At 40.1% G+C, this 23,965-nt stretch carries 21 protein-coding genes and 1 tRNA gene; 11 read left to right on the top strand and 11 right to left on the bottom strand.

The annotated features are described in order from the left end of the window. The first annotated feature begins 37 nt into the window (after positions 1 to 37). The 8 genes from E3D81_RS16855 to E3D81_RS16825 all read left to right on the top strand — a co-directional run bounded on the left by E3D81_RS16855 (position 38) and on the right by E3D81_RS16825 (position 6,991). A tRNA-Glu gene (locus E3D81_RS16855) sits at positions 38 to 112 on the top strand. A gap of 246 nt (positions 113 to 358) precedes the next feature. Continuing rightward, positions 359 to 952 (top strand): phage integrase SAM-like domain and Arm DNA-binding domain-containing protein, encoded by a 594-nt coding sequence (locus tag E3D81_RS17540; protein ID WP_245153245.1) that lies wholly within the window; start codon positions 359 to 361, stop codon positions 950 to 952. 153 nt (positions 953 to 1,105) lie between these two features. Then, complete coding sequence (locus tag E3D81_RS17535; RefSeq protein ID WP_410528428.1) at positions 1,106 to 1,579, top strand: site-specific integrase; 474 nt, start codon at positions 1,106 to 1,108, stop codon at positions 1,577 to 1,579. A gap of 185 nt (positions 1,580 to 1,764) precedes the next feature. Then, positions 1,765 to 2,100: a hypothetical protein gene (locus E3D81_RS16845; protein ID WP_134778318.1), complete on the top strand. Its 336-nt coding sequence runs from the start codon at positions 1,765 to 1,767 to the stop codon at positions 2,098 to 2,100. 126 nt (positions 2,101 to 2,226) lie between these two features. Beyond that, positions 2,227 to 4,113, top strand: a complete 1,887-nt coding sequence (locus E3D81_RS16840) for a serine hydrolase domain-containing protein (RefSeq protein WP_134778317.1) — start codon at positions 2,227 to 2,229, stop codon at positions 4,111 to 4,113. 56 nt (positions 4,114 to 4,169) lie between these two features. Then, complete coding sequence (locus E3D81_RS16835) at positions 4,170 to 5,279, top strand: AraC family transcriptional regulator (protein WP_167554361.1); 1,110 nt, start codon at positions 4,170 to 4,172, stop codon at positions 5,277 to 5,279. A 91-nt stretch (positions 5,280 to 5,370) separates the two neighbouring features. Then, positions 5,371 to 6,066, top strand: coding sequence for a hypothetical protein (locus E3D81_RS16830; protein WP_134778315.1), 696 nt, complete (start codon positions 5,371 to 5,373; stop codon positions 6,064 to 6,066). Positions 6,067 to 6,085: 19 nt separating this feature from the next. Then, complete coding sequence (locus E3D81_RS16825) at positions 6,086 to 6,991, top strand: hypothetical protein (protein WP_134778314.1); 906 nt, start codon at positions 6,086 to 6,088, stop codon at positions 6,989 to 6,991. An 832-nt stretch (positions 6,992 to 7,823) separates the two neighbouring features. On the opposite strand, the gene E3D81_RS16810 is transcribed toward E3D81_RS16825, so the two are convergent. The 5 genes from E3D81_RS16810 to E3D81_RS16790 all read right to left on the bottom strand — a co-directional run bounded on the left by E3D81_RS16810 (position 7,824) and on the right by E3D81_RS16790 (position 12,072). Further along, positions 7,824 to 8,237 carry a hypothetical protein gene (locus E3D81_RS16810; protein ID WP_134778313.1) on the bottom strand — a complete coding sequence of 138 codons (414 nt, stop codon included), beginning with the start codon at positions 8,235 to 8,237 and terminating at the stop codon, positions 7,824 to 7,826. A gap of 75 nt (positions 8,238 to 8,312) precedes the next feature. After that, positions 8,313 to 10,193 (bottom strand): serine hydrolase domain-containing protein, encoded by a 1,881-nt coding sequence (locus E3D81_RS16805; protein WP_167554360.1) that lies wholly within the window; start codon positions 10,191 to 10,193, stop codon positions 8,313 to 8,315. After that, positions 10,169 to 11,029, bottom strand: coding sequence for an alpha/beta hydrolase family esterase (locus tag E3D81_RS16800; RefSeq protein WP_134778311.1), 861 nt, complete (start codon positions 11,027 to 11,029; stop codon positions 10,169 to 10,171). The genes E3D81_RS16805 and E3D81_RS16800 overlap by 25 nt, the downstream gene beginning before the upstream one ends. After that, positions 11,022 to 11,606 (bottom strand): hypothetical protein, encoded by a 585-nt coding sequence (locus tag E3D81_RS16795; protein WP_134778310.1) that lies wholly within the window; start codon positions 11,604 to 11,606, stop codon positions 11,022 to 11,024. Before E3D81_RS16795 ends, E3D81_RS16800 begins: the two co-directional genes overlap by 8 nt. Then, a complete protein-coding gene (locus E3D81_RS16790) occupies positions 11,599 to 12,072 on the bottom strand; it encodes an RNA polymerase sigma factor (RefSeq protein WP_099365084.1) in 474 nt (157 codons plus the stop codon). Before E3D81_RS16790 ends, E3D81_RS16795 begins: the two co-directional genes overlap by 8 nt. A gap of 1,095 nt (positions 12,073 to 13,167) precedes the next feature. On the opposite strand from E3D81_RS16790, the gene E3D81_RS16785 reads away from it, so the two are divergent. Both E3D81_RS16785 and E3D81_RS16780 read left to right on the top strand, forming a co-directional pair. Then, the gene (locus E3D81_RS16785; RefSeq protein ID WP_134778309.1) at positions 13,168 to 13,647 is read left to right on the top strand and encodes a hypothetical protein; all 480 of its coding nucleotides are present in this window, start codon (positions 13,168 to 13,170) and stop codon (positions 13,645 to 13,647) included. 8 nt (positions 13,648 to 13,655) lie between these two features. After that, positions 13,656 to 13,904: a helix-turn-helix domain-containing protein gene (locus tag E3D81_RS16780; protein WP_134778308.1), complete on the top strand. Its 249-nt coding sequence runs from the start codon at positions 13,656 to 13,658 to the stop codon at positions 13,902 to 13,904. A gap of 10 nt (positions 13,905 to 13,914) precedes the next feature. Here the strand turns inward: E3D81_RS16780 and E3D81_RS16775 are convergent, their stop codons facing one another. The 6 genes from E3D81_RS16775 to E3D81_RS16750 form a co-directional block, all read right to left on the bottom strand. Next, a complete protein-coding gene (locus E3D81_RS16775) occupies positions 13,915 to 14,931 on the bottom strand; it encodes an acyltransferase (RefSeq protein ID WP_134778307.1) in 1,017 nt (338 codons plus the stop codon). Positions 14,932 to 15,143: 212 nt separating this feature from the next. Further along, positions 15,144 to 15,326 (bottom strand): hypothetical protein, encoded by a 183-nt coding sequence (locus E3D81_RS16770; RefSeq protein WP_099365081.1) that lies wholly within the window; start codon positions 15,324 to 15,326, stop codon positions 15,144 to 15,146. A 116-nt stretch (positions 15,327 to 15,442) separates the two neighbouring features. After that, complete coding sequence (locus E3D81_RS16765; protein ID WP_134778306.1) at positions 15,443 to 16,339, bottom strand: BT_3044 domain-containing protein; 897 nt, start codon at positions 16,337 to 16,339, stop codon at positions 15,443 to 15,445. 20 nt (positions 16,340 to 16,359) lie between these two features. After that, positions 16,360 to 18,393, bottom strand: coding sequence for a RagB/SusD family nutrient uptake outer membrane protein (locus tag E3D81_RS16760; protein WP_134778305.1), 2,034 nt, complete (start codon positions 18,391 to 18,393; stop codon positions 16,360 to 16,362). 18 nt (positions 18,394 to 18,411) lie between these two features. Beyond that, positions 18,412 to 21,537 carry a SusC/RagA family TonB-linked outer membrane protein gene (locus tag E3D81_RS16755; protein ID WP_134778304.1) on the bottom strand — a complete coding sequence of 1,042 codons (3,126 nt, stop codon included), beginning with the start codon at positions 21,535 to 21,537 and terminating at the stop codon, positions 18,412 to 18,414. Between the two features lie 47 nt (positions 21,538 to 21,584). Then, complete coding sequence (locus E3D81_RS16750) at positions 21,585 to 22,922, bottom strand: IPT/TIG domain-containing protein (RefSeq protein ID WP_134778303.1); 1,338 nt, start codon at positions 22,920 to 22,922, stop codon at positions 21,585 to 21,587. A 452-nt stretch (positions 22,923 to 23,374) separates the two neighbouring features. On the opposite strand from E3D81_RS16750, the gene E3D81_RS16745 reads away from it, so the two are divergent. Then, a complete protein-coding gene (locus E3D81_RS16745; protein ID WP_245153243.1) occupies positions 23,375 to 23,920 on the top strand; it encodes an RNA polymerase sigma factor in 546 nt (181 codons plus the stop codon). The last annotated feature ends 45 nt before the right edge of the window (positions 23,921 to 23,965 follow it).

Below are 23,965 nucleotides of genomic sequence, written 5' to 3'. Positions count from 1 at the left end.
GGATAAAGAGGCTATATTTGCATCACCAAAGCAAAAAGGCCCGTTCGTCTAGGGGTTAGGACGCAAGATTTTCATTCTTGAAACAGGGGTTCGATTCCCCTACGGGCTACCAGATCGAAGATCAAAACATACAAAAGCTTGCAAATTGAACATTTGCAAGCTTTTTTGTTTTTATGGCAGATCAAAATGTTCAGAAATTCGCAAACTTTTAGTGAGTCATTCGGTGAGTCATTAAATTTGATCGAAGTACTCACTGAAACGTATTCAAATTCACTGATTTACAACATGTTTTATAAATAAACATCTTGATATGTTTTCGCTTCAAGGCTAATTTTGTTACACTTTTAAATGTTAAATAATGAGTACAAATTATTCCTTGCTCTTCTACTTGAAGAAACCAAAGAATTATGTCAGTGGAGCTAAGCCCATTTACATGAGAATTACGATTAATGGATCGGTCTGTGAAATCTCCACAGGAAAGAACTGTGACCCCAATCGATGGCATTCCAAAGCAAATCGATCAAAAGGAAATACCGAGGAGGTCAAGACTTTAAACAGCTATCTAGAGATGTTGAATCTGAAAGTTGCAGCCATCAATCTTGAAATCCTGAAAATGGGAAAAACCCCAACAATTGAATTGTTAAAGGCTAAACTTATAGGTAAGTCAGAAAATCAAAAGACATTATTATCGGTTCTAAAAGATCATAACCTTAAAATGGAATCATTGCTGGGCAATGGATTTCGGGAAAACACACTAAAGGGTTATAGGACGACTTATTCGCATTTAGAAAATTATATAACAAAGGAATATACAATTGCAGATATTGAACTCCGCAGAATTGACCATTCTTTTATCGTAGGCTATGAATACTATCTTCGGTCGGAAAAAGCCTGTTCGGATATTTCAGCAGCAAAATACATCAAGCATTTAAGAAAAATTATTAATTTATGACTAGCACATGGATGGATCTCGGGCAATCCTTTCAAGTTTTATAAGACAAATGCAAAGCCTAAGGAAAAATCCTATCTAAACAAAGCGGAACTGACAAGAATCGAAAATAAAAAGCTTGATATTCCAAGACTTCATCAAGTCAGGGATATTTTTGTGTTCTGCTGCTATACCGGACTTTCCTATGCTGATGTTACAAAATTGAGTAGAGATAATATTGAGGTTGGTATTGATAATAAATTTTGGATTAAGATCAGAAGACAAAAAACAAACACACTTTCTTCTATCCCGATTCTTCCAAAGGCTCTTGAAATCCTTGAATTCTATCGAGATTATCCGCCCTGTCAATCAATTGGCCTAATGTTACCCATGTTGAGTAATCAAAAGATGAATAGCTATCTGAAAGAAATTGCTGATCTCTGTGGAATAACGAAAGAACTGACCTTTCATATTGCTAGACATACATTTTCAACTACGATTACTCTTTCAAATGGAGTACCAATTGAAACCGTTTCAAAAATGCTCGGCCATCTTGATATTCGTACTACACAGCATTATGCCAAACTATTGGACAATAGAATCAGAAAGGATATGGAAAATTTAGAGATTAAATTATATGGATCAAAATAAGAAGATTATATCATTTTAAAAGTAGTCCCAAGGAAGAAACCATTCTGGGATTATTTACTATCTACCCTTCTTCAGGTTCCAGAGCGGAGGTCAGCGAACTAAAGAGGAAGAGAGAAGAAGATTGGGAGGTGCTCCAATCAGTCAAAAAAGACAAAAGTGATCTCTGGGAACGACTCTCAAAGTTTGTGGACAGCGACAACGAAGGTGCGACCGAATCCATAAAAAACAACAAGTTGAGGATGTATTACCTGTACAAGCTTGGTTTTTTGAACGATGCCATTTGGAATGAAAAGCTCGGTGACGAACAGCGGGCCAAAATATTGTGCAAAATACTGGAAGGAGGGCGGTTGAAAATAGGCACAGCTCTGCAATATTACAAACTGTTCAATTCCATAAGTTCAGCTGAACTTAGAGCCTATGTGGTGGATAATAAAAAGGTCGTCTTTGATTATATTAAAACTATATGTTCTGATATTGAATTAAAAAGAGGTGAATTCATCAATAGCTTGAGAAAAAAATAAGAGGGACCAAAGGATTCGCAGACTTGTTAATCTGGATTCCCACAAAAAGAAACAGATTTATCCGTTTGGATGGACACGGACAGGCCCAGTAGAGATCATTGCTAATTTGCATAAAAGAATGAACTTATGATCAACTCAAAAACTTTCTATCTCGCAATGCTCATTGTGGCAAGTTATTTTACCGCGTCAGCACAGGTAAGCACAGCCACAATATCCAATAGCAATATCAATCAATTGTACAATCGTTTAGACACTGTCATTCAGCAGGAACATATTCCAGGTCTACTGGTTGCTATTGTAAAAAAAGACAGTATACTATATTCTGGTGGACTGGGGTATGCACATCTGAAACAACGTCTTCCAGTAGAAAATCAGACACAATTTCACTTTGCTTCCGTCACCAAATTTTTCGTGGCAATGGGTATACAACAATTAGTTGCTAACAGGAAGCTAAAGCTCAATGACCGTATTCGTGATATAGCGCCTGAAATACCTTTTGACAATCATTGGGAAGCTACAGATCCGGTACGGGTAGTTCACTTGCTCGAACATACCGCGGGCTTTGACGATGTTCAACTCAACAGCATGGTGGATACAAGAAAAAAAAATGCACTTGCTGGTATCGATGCCATTAAAGCTGTTAGCAATTCACTTACGGTGCGCTGGCGGCCGGGAACCATGATGTCGTATTCCAACCCAGGTTATAATGTACTCGGCTATATAATTGAAAAAGTTTCGGGCATGCCTTGGGATAGGTATTTAAAAGAACAGATTTTTTTACCATTGAACATGCAAAACAGCTTATTTGATCTTGATGGAACTCATAGACCCAGCTTTGCCACAGGCTATGACTTTCAAAAGGGAGAATACAGGCCAATGCCATTCTATCGTCCGAGCGGAAATGGGGCCGGAAGCGCGTTGGTATCCAATGCTGATGACATGGCAAAATTCATGCTTTACCTGCTCAATGGTAGTGCCGACATCAGGTTATTGGATAATGCCGGCCTGAAGGAAATGGAGACCATTCACAGTACCTTAGCCAGCCAAGCTGGATTACAAACGGGATATGCCCTCGGCAATGATCTATTTCCGAATAATAAAAAGGTCTGTTTAAGGGGCCACAATGGTAAAGGGGAAGGCTTTGTATCCTGGTTATTCTTTAACCGTGAAGCTGGTATAGCCTATGCAATAGCAGCGAATAGTGTTGTCAATCTTTGGCCAATCTCACAGGCTATTGAAGAATTTTTGACAAAGGGCATATCTGCTCCAAAACCAGTCAGTGTACCGATAGATGAACAAAAAATTAAACCACTACTCGGATACTATCAATTTATGAATCCCAGAAACGAACGCTGGGAATTTTACAGACGCATCTTTGGCGGCATTGAACTAACGGCGGTCAGCAAAGATAGACTCGTCGTAAGAAAAGAAAACGGACAGCTCGATTCTCTTGTCCATATGGGCAATGGCATCTTCCGGCTAAAAGATGATATTCTCCCGGCTTTTGTGTTAGCCAAAGATCCCAACGGCCAGCCCTTCTTTCAAGGTTATGGCAATAGTTTCTATCGTAAAGTATCTCGGGCTTCTGTTTTAATCCAAAAGTTGCCTATCTATCTTGGACTTATGGCTATTTTAATTTATCTCATCTATAGCTTTATCGGAATATTTCTTACGCTCTTTCGAAAAATGAAACTGATAGACCTGGCCATTCCTTTATTGCCAATAGTAGGAACATGCTGTTTTCTCGCTGCTTATCGACTTATGGGACAAACAGACGCCAGCCATAAAGAGTTATTTGTCTCTTTTAATGAAACAAGTTTCTCCATTTTTCTGGGTATGCTCCTATTTGCTGTTTTGATTGCCCTCAGCAGCTTGCTGCTTTATTTCCGTTGGTCTCGACTGAGCACCTTATGGCTTCGGCTGTTTTTAGCCTTCAATAATTTCTTTTTATGCTATCTCGTCGCCCTTCTAACCATAAATGGTTGGATCGGAGTACCTATATGGATGATGTAGCTCCCTTTGATCAATTATGTTTAAATTCACATTACAATGATAACTTGTTACTGCCCATGATCAATATACTGTATACCTTTCATGCTTTTTCAGCAGGTGCATTTCTGCTGCTCGGCACCTTAATCTCTTTGGGTGTGAACCACACTTCTTCCCAAGTAGACCGGTGGTTAGGAACATGGTATTATTTGATGGGATGCTTATTTACCCAACTTTTTCTCGAAGGTTTTCATATCGAGAGCGAAGGATTGATCCTTATGCTGGAACTCCCAAGATGGGCTACCCTCCCCTGTTTCTACCTGGCCGTTCATTACATGGTCAAACCAACAGCAACAATTCGGTATTGGGGACTACATTTTGTTCCGTTCCTCGCTTTCCTTTTCTTCTCCATCATCTATTTAATACCCGGACTTTTTAATATGTACATCCATCCGCTACCGTTACCGCAGTTGATCATCTTGGCTATCAAATATTTCTTCTTCGCACAATGTATCTTTTATTGGGTCGCCTGCTATATCCTTTTCAAAATACACCAGAAAAACATTCGCCAGCTATCTTCCTATACAGAAAAGATAAACATGGCCTGGCTGAAATATCTATTGATCGCACTATTATTTATGATTGTTGCCCGTCTGCTGGCTATGGTAAATTTAGTTTTTAGCTCAGTGGCTCCAATTCTATATTTTATGGGCTCAGTGGCGCTTGGGTACGCAACGCTAACACAACGGTCAATTTACACAATTGAGTCTACAGAAAACCTGATCAACGAAACGGAGCATAAAAAGGTCAAGGCCGAAGAGCGGCTGACAGCACAACAGGTAGACACATTAAAAGAAAAATTATTGCAGAAAACAACAGCTGAAAAGCTATATCTCGATCCTGGATTAACACTATCATCCCTTGCGGACCATATCGGAATCAATCCGCATGATCTTTCCTATATCATAAACAATGGATTGGAAAAAAATTTTTACCAGTTTATCAACGAGCTTAGGACGGAGAGAGCGAAAAAACTTTTATTATCCGAAGAGGCCAAACAACTTGATATGTTTGGAATCGCAATAAGGGCAGGTTTCAATTCAAGAACAACTTTTTATAGCAGCTTCAAAAAAATAACCGGTATCACGCCAACAGAATATATGAAAGTCCATAGTAAACAATCAAATTAACGGTGCACAATGAAGTTTGTTCGATTGCATCCATTCGGACTGTTAGCCGATCAAAAAGACCTACTCTTGCATCATATCAACAAAAAGAATTATGATACAATACATCAAACCAAGCGGGAGCTCGAAAGCGATCCGCCAATTTTGCACAGCAACATATGGTCTTCTGGTGGGAGCATGTTGCCTTTTTTCTTCGATCGATACATTCGCACAGACCGCCCCTAAAGATGCCTCCCAGCAACAACAGCTTGTTCCGCTAAAATCATTTCAGGGCTACTACCAGCTACCCAATAAAGTGGCTTTCATTGCTTTTGAAGAGCAAGATAATAACCTTTATGCCACACAGCTGTGGGATCAGAAAAAAAGATATCGGCTGGTCCGTAAAGATGATACACATTTTGAATCCAAAAATGAAGGATATTCAATTGAGTTTTTAAAAAATAGCTCAGGTGATTTTAGCCAAACCAAGATCCTGGGTAGAATTATCTGTGAGCGCGTGCCATTTGACCCCAATAAAATTGCGAGTTTAACCACATCTCAACTGAAACAGCTTGCCGGAACTTACCTAAAGGTAAATGACTACAACTTTAAGATTCAAATAGACCCCTCCTCAACAGGCTTAACGCTTACACAATTGTGGGATAACATAACAATTTTATTTACTCCTCGCTCGGAATTTTTCTTCCTCAATGATGATGGCACATTTCCATTGACATTTTCTGTTGCCAATGGAAAAATAGAGCAGATGCAGTGTTTCGAAAATGATGTTTGGATAAAAACTGACCAATAATCCTACTCAAAAAAATAATATGAACAGATTTATTTCCAGTTTGTTCCTACTGCTGGTGGGTACAGCTCAGCTTAGTGCACAACAGATAGCAGATGAACAGTTCCATTATCCCATCACCGATCCGCGGCACCGGATAGGTGATGGACCGATACTCCTATTTGACGAGGCACACAACAATCCAGTTACTTTGAGAGGAGCTTACGCACCATTTTCAGATCTCCTGCAAGCTGACGGATATCGTCTCCAAAGTGCGAAGGAAAAAATCTCTTACGATCAATTAAAGGAGGTGAAAATCTATATCAGCATAAATGCCTTATATAATCTGGAAAACTGGAATTTACCCACATATTCAGCCTTTACCGATCAGGAGATAGAAACTCTCCGGCAATGGGTATCTGATGGCGGAAGCCTATTTCTAGTCACCGACCATATGCCATGTGGAGGCTCAGTGCAAACTCTTGGTGAGGCATTTGGCATTCATATCGTGAACGGTTTTGCGTTACCTAAGAATGGACGTCCGGAAATATTTTCAAAGCATAGAGAAACACTGTTATCCAACGAAATAACTACGGTACCAGGTAAGGAAATAGACAGTATCATGTGCTGGAGTGGAACGGGATTTATAGTCCCAACGACCGCATATATTATTTCTCTGTTGAACGAAGAATATGAAATTTTTCTACCTAATGATGCGGATCAGATAAAAAGGCCTATTCCAGACAATATTCCCCGATTGTCGGGCAAAGGGTTTGCAAACGGTGCTTATCTCCGCTTTGGGAAAGGGAGGATTGTGATCTTCGGGGATGGCGCACCTTTTTCGGCACAACTCCATGGCATCAAAAGTGAAAAAAGAGGAATGAATCATCCTTCTGCTTACCAAAATGCACAGTTTCTGCTTAATATCGTTCATTGGCTTGACCAATGAACTGATTTGTCTAAAAGACATTCAACATATGACCTTCGAAGGGTGCAAAGAGAAGAGCAATCAGATTAGTAAACCTATAAAAACTTTTAAATGGTCGCAATTATTGAGTTGTTTCCCTTTTTGTGATTCATAAAGCGTTTTATAATCTATTATCAACGCTAATTTTCCTTAGATCAAGTCAATGATTAAAAATCCAAAAATATCTGAAAAAATAATCGATGATGGTCCCAAGCTTCTCTAGATATAAGGAAATCTATTGAAAATGTGTAAAAACCTAATGGTATAGACCTTGTGAAAAAACCCAAAAGAATAGATAGTGACCAATCCCATTATGAATCCCTCTGAACATTGTGCTATACAAACGTATTTCGTATGAAACAGATACTTACATATCCGTCGTCGTCGCTGGACGGTCCTGGATACCGGACAGATCATCACAAGGGATTGGATCCTGGTGAGTGAGGGTGCTTGAATGACTACGGAATTCGGGCTTTTTTTAAAGAAGATATTTGGATAACCATCCAGTAAGGGCCCAGTTGGTAGGTCTGTTCTTCTAAATGGACTGTAAGCAACTATAGGATCAATACAAGAACGATCTCAGCGACTTTCATGCCTAGGACCAAAAGCTCACGCAGAGAGCTGGACCTTATTCCCTGATAACATATCGGAACACCTGAGCATCGAAATAAACAATCTTTCAGTCCAAAAGCCCATCATCAAACTGCAGCGATATAGCCTTGATCAGCAAATCACAAGAAAAAGGACTTAGGATGTAAAATGCATCACATCCCAAATTCTTCAGTTAGACCGGTCTTTGGTACCAATTCTAAAACTACTGTTTTTCTCCCTCAAAGCTATATGGGATTTCCAGTGTATTCACAACCAAAGTTAATTTTTTCTCCGCAATCTTGTAACCAAATAGCCCTTGGGCATCATCTCCATTGACAAGCCCTGGAACATCAGCTTTTGCCCGAATGGTCCTGGAAGCTGCATGTGAATATGGTTCTCCAGCTTTAGCATCGAATTTTAGGCGATTATCATCTACTTTCGAAACAATTAATACAGCATTAAAATAATTGACACCATCAATTCTATAGGCGCCCTTATATGTACCTACTGCAACGTCAATTGAACCTGTTCCCTGATTGGGGTTATCATCATCTTTGCTGCAACCCACAAAGTTTATGAGTGCAACCATCAAAACTAAAGTCTTGCAAAATCTAATTTTAAAATTTGTCTTTTTCATACTTTACTATGTTTATTATTAATTAATGTTAAACCAAATGTTTCAGAATAAACCGCGATCTGTTAATTGATTTCATCAGTCCCATGCTGCAAAGGGTATCAGATTATATGACCAGAGTGTTATAACGAATTGTGAAACCAAAACCATCAGCCAAAAATCAATGCGTTTTATACTTTTACTTAACGTTGATCCATAATTTATCAGAGATATAAAACAACCAGCCGGAAGTAAAAAGGTACACGCATAGATCAGCATAGTAGGAGGGGATTTATTTCCTATTCTTATCATATCAATACTTGATACAAATAGTAAGGATAACGTGAACAATATCAACGTCGAAATACAGAACATAGACGTTGATCTGAAATATTTCCATTTTCTCCTGAATAAATTAATGATGAAACCAAGGATGAGGAATAATGCCGCTACGACCCCAAGAACAACACTAATGGTGGTCAGGTAAATTTTCCAGCCGCCTATCTTTTTTAAGGTCATTGCGCCGGTGGTGAGAAATGTTTCGCCCGATCCATCATTATAGAACAAATAGGAAGCTGCTGTTCTAGCCTGTGCAACAAACAGCGCGTTACCTATTGTCTTTGCAAAAATTTCTTTCTTTTGAAAGGGTCGGATAGAAATATCGTTTCCGATATTTTTCACAACAGTATATCCGCAGATGACATCAATGAGTTCCATGGGATGAATCTTTGTAAAGACAGGGACATAATAACCTTCCCATTCGGAATCCTGTACAACCGACGACCTCTTTACGGAACCGACATGCAATTGTAAAGTATCCATATCCAGATGATCAATTAAGGCTTTATTGAACAGTTCATAATCGGCCGTTTCGCTGTCCATATTATGCGCTATGAAAAATGCTTTTTTTTCTTTTGGAAAGAGGTAATACATCGCCCGGAAGCCAATCGTGTTTCCCGTATGGGCTACCCCGACAACACCATGGCGATCTCTGGAGAGAGCTCCCAGAGCATAGCCCAATCTCAGTCCATTTTTTGCGGCAATGGTATTTACCGGTCTTCCCATTTGATCGATGAACTCCTTTCTGATGAATTCCTGGTCATTTAATCGCCCACCGTTGAGCAAAAACTGCAAAAATTTTCCCATATCCTCAGCTGTAGTTGTAAACTGGCCTGCTGGACGCACATATATCGGCATTGCAAAGGCAGGATCTCCATTGTCAAAATGCCCCATGGCCAGCTTTTTGTCTTTTTGCTGGGATCTGAAATGGAAAGTGCTGTTCTTAAGACCAATGGGCCGGAGAAGGTTTCTGTCGAGATAATCTTCGTATGGTTCCTTTACGAAAGCTTCTATCAGCATGCCAAGCAGCGTATACCCCATATTGGAATAAGAAAATAATGATCCGGGCTTAACATGTATATCCAGTAGCTCGGGATTCCTTTCGTAAAACTCTTTTAATGGTGTTTGGGCGGTTGAGCCCGTACTGAAGAAGTGCCACAGTCGAATGTCGGACATGCCAGAAGTATGGTCGAGCAGATGCCGAATCGTAACAGGGTTTGAATTTTCCCAAGGGTTGTCCATAGGCAGGTCTTTCAAATATTTCTTTATCGGGTCATCCAGATTGAGCATATTCTGGGTAGCCAATCGCAAGATCCCCATTGCAAGGAAGGTCTTGGTTAAGGAACCGACATGTACCTTATCATCCCTAAGCATTGGGTCGCCCGTACGCCTGTTTTTGAGTCCGGAACTATACGAAGTAATCTGTCCGTTATTAACAACCGAATAAACAGCCCCTGAAAGATTTTCCTTTTTTAGAAGAACATCTATTTCCTGTAACGATTGAGCGGCTGCAACTGAAGGCTGAAGTAAACATAACACGATATAACTCGTTACCTTCCAAAAGTTAACCGGCTTCTCCAAAAGTGAAATTTTACGCGACAGGTATTTTAAGATCATTACTTTTGATTGAAAAAATTCCACATATATTCATTGATATCAAGTTCCTTCGATGTAGGTCCGATCGGCAGGCCTATGTTGAAGTCATCCGCTCCTGGCCAGGTGTGGCCCCCGTCTTCGATCGTGATCAATGTCAGGATTCGATCTGTATTTTTTGTTTCCAAAATCGTTATCGATTTTCCATTTTCTGTTTTTCTGTCTGTATAAAGAGGTTTAATTTTTTCAATAGTAAAGAGGTTCGTTTTCCAAAAACTATAGGTATCCAGAGCAGAAAAATAGCCACCTTTTTTTCCATCATATTTGACAATCTGATCTGCCTTTCCGTTCACCATCAGGACAGAAATCGGGTTTTCCGGCTTATGGTGGTAGGCTACCGAATCGGGAAGATTTGCCCCGATGCTTGCGATTGCAGAAAACCGATGTGGCAGTTCCGATGCAATCCTATGGCAGAAAAATCCTCCACGTGACAGTCCGGTAGCAAAAACTTTATTCTTTATAATGTTATGTTCCTTTTCGATATGCGAGAGAAGGCTGTCCACGAAACCTATATCGTCAGTCCCGTCTTTGTAGGACATTCCATAACCTACATTCCAATCTTCGTTTACTCCCTTTGGATAGACAACGATAAATCCATGCCTATCAGCCGTTCTGTTCATACCTGTGTAGAGCATCTGCTCGGCAGGCGTCATTCCTCCGCCATGAAAATTGAAGACTACCGGGTAAGATTTGTCAACGGAGTAATCTTTCGGAGTATAAATAATGTATTTCCTGTTAACTCCATTGACCAAGATGCTTTTTGTTTGGCCAAACACGAAAATCGGTTTACAAACAAGCAAAAGGAAAATAATATTTTTAATCATATTGGAAGATTTCTACTATTTTGGATGATAGTCTTTGGTTCTTTCTTTTTATCCTTTTCGAGAGGATGGGTTTCAAAATTATCCATACAATGCTTATAAGGGTCAATAAAAGTGTTGATGAAAGCATAACGCCGGCAGGAGATTTAAACATTGAATCTAAAAAATGTAGATAAACCGAAATAAGCAAGAATGTGGTTACAATACAGAACATCATCAGGTCACGTTGCCCTTGCTTCAAATAGATATCCGGAAGAGTCCGTATAAAATCGGTACTGTTCGACAGATATTCTTTCCGTTCTCCGGTAATCCTGCCCCAGGAATATCCGAACAGATGAACCGAAATCACGAGCAGGATGATTTCTGAAATGCTTTTATAAATGCTGTTCAGTTCATCTGTATGTATAACGTAGGCAAAGCATATTGCCGAAAAAAATATAGCGGCAATGAACCAAAGGAGAATAGCCATCCTTTTCCTTTTTCTCCATTGTTGCAGGGTTTGGCTAAATTCATTGAACGATTCGTCCGCGTCCACCTCCAATGATTGCCAGGTTTTTTTTAAGTCCAAAAAATTATTCATCTTCCTTCATTTTTTTTGATAGTACTTCTTTTATTCTATGGATACGAACCCGTACGTTGGAGTGGCTCAGTCCTAATATTTCAGCGATTTTATCCTGCTTTAGATCTTCCAGATAAAAGCCGATGATCAGTCTGTCCATATCCGGAAGTTCAGCAATGCACCGGTGTAGCCTGACAAAGTTTGCGTCTTCCACACGGTGATCTGTTTCCTCATGATTTAAAAAACTATATTCACTACCAAGTTGTTTTTTCTTTTCATTCTCGATTTGTCTCAGGCATTTGTTACTTGCGATTCTGTAGATCCATCCGGCTATATTTTCTTGATGTTTGATCTCTTTCAGGTTGGTAAAAACCGTAATAAAAGTATCCTGCATCACGTCCTTGGCCATTTCTGTATCATTGAAATAGCCAAAGCAGACCCTGAATATTTTACTAGAGTATTCTTTATATAGATGTTCGAATTCCATTACGATAGATTTCCATTATACTTTGATAAATACAGAACTACTCATAATGTTACAGATAATTGAAAAAAATCCAAATCTGTTCTCTTTGTTGCTTAATTTCCAAATGGTCTTTTCACCCCACCCCCGAATTGCTTAGTATCGAATTTGAAAAAAAGCCATAAGCTGCTTTGACTTTAAATAGTATAGTTAGAAAAAGTCTCGATATTTCATGGTCCACCATCTTAACAGATTTTTGAAATATATTGAATACAAATACTTGTAAAAAAACTGGTTAAAAAAAGGTCAGTCTCTGTACACTATGATATTATTTCGATATCCAAACCAACATACAGAAGACAAACTATTGATCCTACAAATCAAAATTAAATTCGAATTAGTGAACAGTCCCTCAGTGAGTCTCGTCGAACATTGTGCTATTCAAACGTATTCAGTATGGCACAGATATTCTCAAGTTATTCGGATTCAGAGTTTAAGGAACTTCTATTCGAGAATATCAAAAGGCTGTCAGGGAACCCATTGATGGTAATCCAATAGCAAAAGTAAATCCTGACACCGAAAGGATAGGATACAGAACAAGGTCAGAAACCAGAAAATTGTTGGGGGGAATATTCCAACACTCACTATTGGGAAAAAGCTGGGATTTTGATTTCCCATAGAATAGGCCAAAAAGTATTCTATTGGATCGGACAATCCGGGAGGACCTATCAAAGGCAGGAAGGGAGGTTAAGGATGGGACGGATGGACAACATTCCGAACACAATACCATCCAATATATCTGCATACCACGATATAAACGTATCCGAATATCTATTAATCCGTGTATGTACATACATATGTATTTATGTATCCGGATGTGATCTATACCAATGTATGGATATATAGTTATATTGTTATATGCTTATCCAGATATAAGTTAGGATATACCATTGGCAGGTTAATTAGCTCGGCCAATAACCTAACAACATACCCCTCTACTCTTTTCGAGAGACAAAAACGGCCATGCTATTCCTTCATTCTTCCAATCCCCATTTGTTTGGAGAGTGAGGATCTTGGACGTAAGAAGCCTTTTAACAATAGCAATGGAACTTTAGAAATATGGAAATAGAAGGGAATTCCAATTTTGAAAGTGTCAATAAAATGGCTATTGTTATTCCAGGAAATCATTATCAATTTATCAATATCCCTAAAACTAATGGATTTATTGAGTATACCAGTTCTAGAAAGGTTTTAGATATTCACATTGAGGAGGATTTTTTATTTGAATTGCTTAAAACACAGGGTTATTCCGAAAAACAACTAAAGGAACATTTTTTATTAAAGAATTATACCTTTTACCGGGATGCAGCCCTGATCAATGAATATCAAAAAAGTTTAATCGAGGAATTGTTGAATCACTCCTATCAATCAGAATTTGCCAAACAGTTTATTAGAACAAAGGCATTAGAATTGATCATTACTGTTTTTGCTGGTGCGAGCAATCAGCTGACCGTTAAAAAATGGTCTCAGCATGATGTGGAAACTATTCTTAGTATAAGTAGGTATTTAAATGAACATTTTCATGAGGATTACATTTAAAAACAATAATGCGTAAATTTGGAATCAATGAATATAAATTGAAAAATGCGTTCAAGGATATATTTGGCGATACGGTTTTCAGCTATATCCGAAAGCAAAAATTAAAGCGTGCAAAAGATCTTCTTTTAAACTCTGAATTAGAAATCAAGGAGATTGCTTTCTTGACCGGTTTTAAATATTGGCATCATTTCGTCAAGGTGTATTTTGTATATTTTCATATGAAGCCGCAAGAAGTGCGAATTCATCAGTCTTGTTAGCAATTCTTTTCTAGCCACTGGCATATTTTCCATAGGGCAGCTTTCGAATTAAAAACGTAATACCTATGGAAACTATGATCGTGCTGATGGTTGCTAGAGGGATAACCCAAGCTGTGCTGAAAAATTTGGAAATCAGTGGATGCAAGAAGTTCAACGGAATAATATGGCAAAGGTAAATCCCAAAGCTATATTTGTCAATTGTTGCTATCCAAGCTGGAACTTGAAGATTCTGGGTCCATTCCTTAACCCAAAGAAAGAGTGATCCGGCGGCGATGGTAGTGGTTACAAAAACATAATTATAAAAGAAGGGATCCAGCCTTTTAGCTCCTTGGTTAAGGATGTTCGTGCCGACGGCGCCGATGACAACCATCAATAAATAAAGAAAAGCAAATACAAACCAGCTCTTTTTAAAATCAAAGTTTTTAACGCTTAAGTAGTATCCCAAAACCAAGTAACCAACATAACCCGAAAAAAAGGTCAGATCAAATTTGGGCATGACTTTGTACAATGATTTATTGCTGAAGCACATCGATAATAACCACAGAACCAAAAACACTTCCATTTCACTGGTGGAAGATCGTATCAGTAATTTTCTTAGAAAGGGGATCGCCAGGTAAAGCCCTATGATCATATATAGATACCATAGGTGGGCATTGGCTCCATGTAGAATCTTATCAAAACTAATGGACCATATTTTTTCTGTGGATAGTGACTCAAAATTGGTATACCGGTAGAAATAATAGATCAAGTAGACAAGGGTCCAGAAGGCAAAAGGATAAAGTAACTTCGGAATACGTTTTTTGTAGAAAGTCCAGGTGTCTTCATCCTTAGGGATCAGCAAAAACCCGGAAATGATAATAAAAATAGGTACAGAACATCTGGTGGCAGCATTGATCCAATTGGCGTAATTCCAATCAAATCCCGCTGTATTGATCCGGTAAAGAAAGCCTGTCGAGGCATGTATCAAAACTACAAAGATAGTTGCAATAACACGTATATAGATCAAGTAGTTGTTTTTCTCTGTCATGCCCTTAATTTCCGAAAATATAATTGAATCCAATGAGAATCCGCAAATTTGAAAAACATTATTTTAAATGATCGGTTTATGCGTATTATTTCAAGATTGCGATCATGCCTTTCTTGTTTAAAGCTAAGAAAAACTAAAATCAACAACATTTATTGGATAGAAGGGGCTATTAAAACTGTTTTAATTGTATTAACTAATAGGAAACGACTGCTTTAATCGTGGTCATCTACTTTATTTGGGTTTGGAGGCAGGGGATTAGTGTCCTTTTCTGGCCTTTTTCCTGTATTGTCTTCCACGTTGGTTTTCTTTTCCTCTGGAGTGGGATATTTCCTGTTTTTCTCCGTTTCCTTGATTTGTTCTGATTCTCTGTATGGGGCTTTTTCCTGTTTGCTCATGATCGCTCTTTCTATTATAACAAAGTGGGGAAGGGAAAGTTCTGCTAATTGCAAAATTGGCTTGTAAAGCCTTCATCAAATAAAAGAAAGCGACCCGAGGGTCGCTTTTATAAATTTTAATTGGTGATTTCCATCCGGAGTTCCTCTTGCATGTGGATTGTTTTTTTGTTGATGGTATACTCATAACTCAACAGAAAAACATGGAACTTTCTTCCATAAATCTCCTCTAAAGTATACGTGTTAGGATATCTACTGTCCCCATCGAGCTGTTTGATCTGAAGATCTTTAAAGGGTTTGATGGTTACTTTTTTATCTTCGTCCACCTCTAAAACCATGGAAGTTTTATTGATGTGCTCCAGATTGTTTTCAAAGGCTTCCGTTCCGGTAATTAATCTTACGGTGTTTTTGGCTAGAGGGAACATTTTTTTGTTTCCTGCAGTGACTATTTCATTTGCAGCTCCGGTCATGGTGTAAAGGGAGTTCGTCGCCTGAGATGCATAATCATTCCTTATCTGGATCTGGTAAAGAATAGTGCTCTTTAGTGTGTTAAGTTCCACCCCAGGGGTTTCCGTGGCTTTTAGGGAAATAAAATAAGTCGAATCAGGAGAAAGACCATCAGCACGTAATTTAACCATGGTCCTTCCTGTGCGTTCGCCAGCATTGATCTGGATCTTATAATCTTCGATCACATACTTGTCGCGAGGAAGAAGCTTTGCATAGAGTTTTTCATCCGCATCATAAAGGGCCCTATTGTATTTATCCAAGGCAGCTTGGTCTTCCTCCAATTGGATGACCATATTGCTTGCCGGAACATCTGTACCGCCAGAGGAAGCTGCGATATACCCGGTATATTCCTCACCGGTTAAAGGGACTACTTCCTGAAAAGTATTATGGTAACTGCTGCTGATCAAGGCCACCACATTTTTATACATTTCCTTTTCAAAAATCTCGTTGTCCTTGCATGAAGTCAGCACCAAGGGAAGTGCCAACATCGCTATATATTTACGTTTCATGTTGCTCTATTTTAAATTTCCTAATAACCTGGGTTTTGATCCAAAGAAGGCAATCTTCTCATTTCTGTACGTGGAATCGGAACCCAAACCAGTTTTTTGTCCACTACACGGGTTAAGAAAGAGGAAGTACCAGGGATTACGCGTTGGTAATAGGTCTCCTTCGTAGCACCATCCGGGTTCATACCACGGATAGGTTCACGTTCGGTTTCTTCCATGATTCCCCAGCGTCGAACATCATAATAGCGTCTGTTTTCCCAAAGGAATTCTACCATACGTTCGCGTTCAATCTGTTTCTGAATTTCAGCTCTGCTTCCTGTTTGTGAACTTGTCAACCCTGGAAGTCCTGCTCTATAACGAACCTGGTTGAATGCTTTCTGGATCTCTTCCGCATCACGGCTGATGGTATAGGTTTTATCGCCTAATTGAACAGAGTGACTACCCGTGATGTTATTCAACGCTTCTGCATAGGATAACAGGATTTCGGCATACCGGATAATCGAGTATGCTTTTTTGATCCTACGTGCACCCGTACCTTGAAATGCATCCATAGGGTGGTTGTATTTCTTGATCACATAACCTGTGATCGGATAGTTAGGTGAAGTGGCAGTAACTCCGCCACGACCATCTGCATCTTGGTAATAATATTTCGCGGTATAATTGTTCAAGGTCGTACTTGATCCTGCTTGCCAAACGGCTTCGTTGAATCCGACCGATGCATAGAAACGCATTTCGCGATTGTTGTACATATTGTAAACACCAGAATTCAATGGATAACCTGAGAATCTTTTAGGAGATGTGGTAAAACCTGTCTCTGAATAATAGCCATCTACCGAAGCTTCTTCTTTCGTGCGACCATCATCCATTAAATAAGCATCAACTACCTTTTGGGTAACACAGAACCTACCCCAACCGCCTAAGGAAGGTGGAAAGGAACCTAAATTGATATAAGCATTCAGGTATTCTGTGTTTCTTCCCCAGATAACCTCCGGATTGATTCCAGGTACTGCTTCTCCGGTAAAGATATCCGAGTAGGATTTGAAGGCATCAATACCACCTGCTCCATTCGGGAAGGCACTATAGAAGTTGGGGTCGGAAGTGACATTTTTTGGTAACTCAGGCGTATTTGCATCAGCAACAACGGTATAGAGTTTGTATTTCCCCATTTCCATCACGCGTTTGGCGGCTGCAGCGGCTACCGCCCATCGTTTCTCATCATATTGTTGGGAAACATAATGTACATTATCTGTTTTACGTGTCCAGTTTCCAAAATAGGAATTGGCTACTGGTCCACCATTGAACAATGGAGATGCATGGATCAATCTCAAGCGAGCGATCAAGGCATAGGCAGCGCCCTGGCTCGGACGACCGAAATCCAGAATGGAGATTTCTTTCGGCATCAATGCAGCGGCTTTTTCAAATTCCGCACAGGTGTATTCCATGGTCTCATCATAGGTTGCTCTAGGGCGGTCGTAATATTCGATCGGCTCATTCGTGTTAACCACCTCATCGCCCAATAAAATGGCCGGACCGTAATCCACTATGATGTTATAATAAGCATAAGCTCGGATAAAGCGGGTATACCCCTCGATACGTAATCGATCGGCATTCGTTAGATCTCTTGGTACATCCAGATTGGCCAAGATACTATTTGCTTTACGGATGATCTTGTAATAGCGATTCCACTGATTCAAGTTGTAATCGTTGGCTCCAGCACCTGCTCCGTAATAATCTGGCGTGATGTTCCCAGTTACAAAATCCATCCCGTAATACACGTTGGTGGTTCCGGTTCCGGTCAATCCATTGAATCCTTCATCGGTTGCCATTGGTCCAGGAGTGAAGCCAAACCTTACGGTATTGGATTCATCTGGGAACATCGATGCTGCACCCCACATGAAGGCCTCTATATTACGGGTGTTACTGAAGGCAGAATCAATATTGAATTCGTCATCGAAATAATTGTCGATATTTAGATAGTCTTTACAAGAGCTGCTCATGAATACCGTAGTAACCAAAAGCCCTGCTTGCACGATCCTTTTTATGAGTTGTTTTTTCATTGTCTTTACGGTTAAGGGTTAGAAGTTCAAGTACAACTGTACAGAATAAGTTGATGGAATTGGATATTTACGGCCATTCCATGCGGCTTGCTCGGGATCAAAAATTTTGACCTTATCCCAAACGTACAGGTTGTTTCCTACAAATTGGATGTCCATTGAAGATACCCCGATACGCTTCATGAAATTAGGGTTCACATTGTAGTTCAAGGTGATCTCTTCCAAACGGATATAGCGGGAATCACCTTGCCAGAAATTGGAGATCTGGCTGTTGTTCTGGTTATTTCCATATTGTAAACGTGGGAATCTTGCATTCGGATTTTCAGCCAAGGAAGGATCGATGCCATTTGCTATGGCATAGTCCATCGGTATCCAACGGTTTGCGGGATCAGCGGCAATATCCAGAACATTCCCTAGGTTCCCTTCAAAGAACGGCATATAGCCCATTCCATTGGTTTCCCAAACATTATTCACTTGCATACGCTGTCCTACATAGAAGAAATTCGTTCTTCCAGTCCCTTTGAACAATACACCTAAGGTTAGTGCCTTATAGCGGAATTCTCCTCCGAAACCAAACATCGTTAATGGATAGTTACTGTGGGTTAAAGGAACCATATCCAATTTATCGATCGTACCGTCACCATTCACATCTTTGTATTTGATGTCGCCAGGAAGTACGGTGCCAAAAGTTTGTTTAGGGCTATATTTGATTTCCTCCTCGTTCTTGAATAGTCCCAAGGCTTGATAACCCCGAATGGAGTTGTATGGAAAGCCATTGAATTCTAAATATGGATATTCTAAATAAGCCTGCTCCCAGTTTTGAACAACGTTTTTAGAATAGGTGAAATTACCTCTTAAGGTGATTCCAAAATCTTTGGACAGGTTGGTGGTGTAGCTCAAGTTTCCATCGATACCCGAACTCTTCATGCGGCCTACATTGGCAAATGGATTCGAAATTACCCCCACATATTCAGGAACCTGAACACGTTGTTGGAAAATACCGTTCCGCTGATCGCTAAAGAAATCGATTACAAAGTCGATTTTATTGTTGAAGAGCTTTCCTTCAAAACCAATGTTAGACTTCACAGCTCTTTCCCAGGCCAAATTATCTGCTCCAATACGGGTTTCCATAATGGTTTCAATGCCTCCAACACCCCATACATCATCATCTTTAACATCCACTTTCGTCAAATAGGGGAATCGAATGCTGGATATACGGTCATTACCCACGGAACCGTAGGATGCCCTGATCTTGAAGTAGTTCAACCAAGGAGCTGATTCCTGCATGAATTTATAGCTTGTTGGAACCCATCCTAAAGCAACTGATGGGAAAAATCCATATTGTCTGCCCGGCTGGAAGTTTTCAGAACCGGTGTACCCGAAGTTCACATCCAATAGATAAGTATCCCGGAATCCGTAGGTCAATCGACTGGATACCCCTTGATAGCGCAAAGGAATCGCCTCTAAGTTGCCCGTTGCATCAACGGTATTCTTCGCATCACTGATGTAGTAGTATACCAGAGCGGAAGTACGATGATCCGTTCCAAATTGCTGGTCGTAATTAAGGACCGATTCCAAGTGGAACTTACGGTATTGGCTGATGCCTTTGGTATAAGTAGCCTTTTGCTCCTGTACCACTTCTTGCATCACCAATGAACCATCAGCCGCACGGCTCAATGCTTTATGTAATGCCGGTTGTACCCTTCTTCTTTCATTAAAGAAACTGTGGATATCGTAAGCTCCTTGCGCGCGGAATTTCAAACCTTTCACCAAAGGGTTCAGGTCTTGGTTCAACGCCAATGTAACCTTTCCTTTAAAGGCTTGATCGGATGCTCTACCCGTGCGGTTGATCATCACATACGGCGATGAACGGTCGTCGCCTCCGATTCCCGGAAGCATGCCGTTCGAATATTGTGTAGGAATGGACAATGGCGTCAATCTGGATTGTGTTCTCCAGATGTATTCCGTATTGGCCACACCAGGTTGGTCTAATTTAGAAAGGAAACCATCGGATCCCAAGAAGACTTTCGTGGTCTTGGTCAGGTTCAGATCCAGGTTGATGCGGTAGTTATACGTGTCAAATCCCACATTCGAACTATATACACTATTCTTGTCTACCTTATAAGCAGCAGTTTCACTCTTACCTCCCAAACTTAAGAAGTAGCGAGCTACCTCTGAACCACCTCTACCGGAAACATAATAACTCTGCCTCCAATAGTTTTTGTTCAGGATTTCATTTTGCCAATTCACATCCGGATACATATCTGGGTCTAATCCATCCCGGATGATCCCCATTTCTGTTTGATCGTACAATGGGCTTTGTCCGCGAACGGCAGTTGCTTCATTCGCTAATTGCGCATATTCATAAGCACCTAAGTAGTTAGGTAATTTATTCAGGACCGATAAGGTAGAGTTGGCTCTGGCCGTGATCTGGATCCGGTCTACCAACCCCCTTTTCGTGGTTACCAATACCACACCATTTGCACCCCTTACCCCGTAAACTGCAGTGGCTGAAGCATCTTTTAGGATGGAAAAGCTTTCCACATCGGCAGGGTCAATGGTGTTCAGGTCACCTTCTAGACCGTCGATCAATACCAGGGCGCTACTATTAGCACCGAATGTACCGATACCACGAACCCAGAATTCGGAAATGTTTTTCCCCGGTTCACCGCTTGACTGCAAAGAGATAACCCCAGCAGCACGACCACCCAATAGATTGGCCATGGAAGGTGCCGGTGTCTGTAGCGATTTCACATCAACGGTGGTGATAGCTCCTACAGAGCTAATCTTACGCTGGGTATTTCCAAGTCCAACCACTATGACTTCATCGATGTCGGCACTTTTCTCAGCGATTTGAATGCGTAGGGCTGTCGTAGATTCCACAGCAACATGTTCTACATTCTCATATCCCGTATGACTGAATACAATCTTATCCCCATATATCGCTTGGATGTTGAACTTACCATCAGCATCGGTAGATGTACCTGCAGATGGGCGGTCTTTGATAAAAATTGTTACACTTGGCATGGGGTTGCCCTGTTCATTAACCACTGTTCCGGCAATGGTCAATTCTTTTGTTTCCTGTGCGTATGCCGAAGGAAAAGTAAGGCATAGAAACAGCAAACAGATCGTTTGAAATATCTTCATTTTAATTTAAGCTAGTATAAATTTGTTGGAAAGGTTGATTTGCCTAATTATTCGATCACCAGTTTTCGGATGCGCGCATTACTCCAGTCTGCGATATAAATATCGCCCTGTTCGTTTACTGCAACGCCCCAAGGTTGATTGAACATGGATTCTACGGGTCCACCATCTTTGTAGCCAGCAGTTCCAGGTTGCCCGGCAACTGTAGTTACGATGTTGTCCGCAGATACCATACGAATACAATGGTTTCCATAATCGGCAACAAACATGTTCCCATCGTTATCAAATTTGATGTCCTTTGGAAAATTGAATAGGGCATCAGCAATTGGGCCATCACGGAAACCGCTTCCTCCAGGCGCATTCATTCTTTTAAAACCTCCTGAACCATTCGGGTCGCGTAGGTCTAATACCGATATCCCCTGTCTAAATTCCGTTGGAGAGGCATTGGAGTGTAAAGTGATGTATAATAACCATGGTTTTTTAGGGTTGATCGCCTGTCCATACTGAGATCCATATGGACCTTGATGAACGATTTTTGCTTCCATTGTTTCCGGATTGATTTTTGCGATCTTCCCATCGCGGTACCGGGTGTATAAGTGACCATCATAAGGGCAGAAGGTCACGAAGTTCTTATAACGATCTGCATCCACAATGGAGTTAAGATCTGCAGTTGAATATTTCACGTTACGTTGTCGAGGGTACCAAGCCTCCCGCGGATCGAAAGTAAAGATTACCTCTTTAGTGGACTCATGGGCAGCTGTAAGCATACCTGTCGCACGGTCTACTGTCAATCCATTTGCATAAAGGATCCGGGTAGACGATTCTGCTTCGATCAATGGCGTTACGATGTTCTCCTTTTCATTGATACGTGCCACACCGAATGTTGCTGGTGAACCACCATCACGCCAGGACATGAAAATGTTCCCTTCAGCATCCAGTTCCAGGTACTTTCCATAAACTTCTGCCTCAGAAAGCACTCCTGGTTTGAAGTTTTTCTTTCCATTTCCCGTTACTGTACTGACTTGGGCTTGCGTATGGTAGACAAAACTGTTCTCATACACCATGGAATCTTGGCCAATGACCACAGATATTTTCGGGTCCTCTCCAGGTAAACGCGGAACAATAGCATAGATTCGTTCGCCGCTACTGGAAACTACCGATGCCAAGGCATTATTGAAATAAACTTTGATTTTTGATGGATCAGAACCGAAGTTTTCCCCATCTAAGAGAATCTTGGTCCTTGCCCCCCCTTCTAAAGGGAAGAATGATTTTAGCAAGATTGGTTTGCTGGGATCATGATCACTCTTTTTGAGTGTCTCCTCGTCTTTACAGCCTGTGAAAAGCAATAAGGAGCACAGGGAGACTGTTAATACAGGTAGAAGTTTCATAATTTGGTCAGTTAATAAGTAAGTAAACAATTCATTTCGCTTATAGTTTATGTTATTCATATTTCTGTAAAAAAAGAAACACAATGTAAGGTATGTTAACATCGAAAACGGGTCAGAAAGCCGTTTTTAGTTTCTTAAAATACTTCGCAAAGCTATTGAATCCCCCTCTAAAGGGTATTTAGGTTTTATTATGTTTATATTAAAGTTATATTAAATATTTTAAAAAACGTTAATTTAATTTTAATATTTATCGATTTTTTGGTATAAACACGGAAATAAGTAACAAAAAGAAAGAAAAATAAAGGCTTAGGATAAGAATAAATCGAAGGAGGTCATTTCAAGATAAAAAATGCCAGAAGCTTATGGAAATTCGTAAAAATTAACCAACTTAGGCGGTTGCACAACATAATATAGAGGACCAAATCATATATAAACCAATAATGAGGGAAAATATGCAGTATAAGCTTATGTGGGAAAGAATACGTTCTGGAGAAGAGGAAGCGTATTTTGATCTCTATGCAAAACTGTACCCCGAATTGGTTCGATTTGCCATTAAAACTTTTGGTGATTCGGAACTGGCCAACGATGCCACAGATGATGTTTTTCTCTCTATCTGGGAACGAAGAGATCACCTAGATCGAGTGGAGAACGTTCCGTCCTACCTGATTACCATCCTGAAAAGAAAGATTATCCGCCTCTTGGAACGCCAGGAGAAACTTTCCAATGCCGTAAAATTATTGGTCGAGCAGGATGAGTGGACAGAAATGCCCTACGATGAATTTATTATTCGGGTACAATCGGATGAAATCGTACAATTAAAATTGAAAGCTGCCCTCGCTAAGCTCACCTTTCGACAAAAGCAGGTTGTTCAATTAAAGTTTTTTGAGAATCTGGGCTATGAAAAGATTGCTGAAATAACGAATATGTCCGTCAAGACCTGTTATAATACCTTGTATGATGCCCTAAAGATCATGCGACAGGAATTCTATGACTATTGATGTTCTAAAATCCAGTTTTTTAATAAGTTAAGTGTCTGATATTCA

It is taken from the genome of Sphingobacterium sp. CZ-2, from assembly GCF_004526235.1.
GTDB classification, from domain to species: Bacteria; Bacteroidota; Bacteroidia; order Sphingobacteriales; family Sphingobacteriaceae; genus Sphingobacterium; species Sphingobacterium tenebrionis.
Note: the sequence above shows the minus strand (reverse complement) of the source record. Positions and strands in the feature narration are given on the sequence as shown.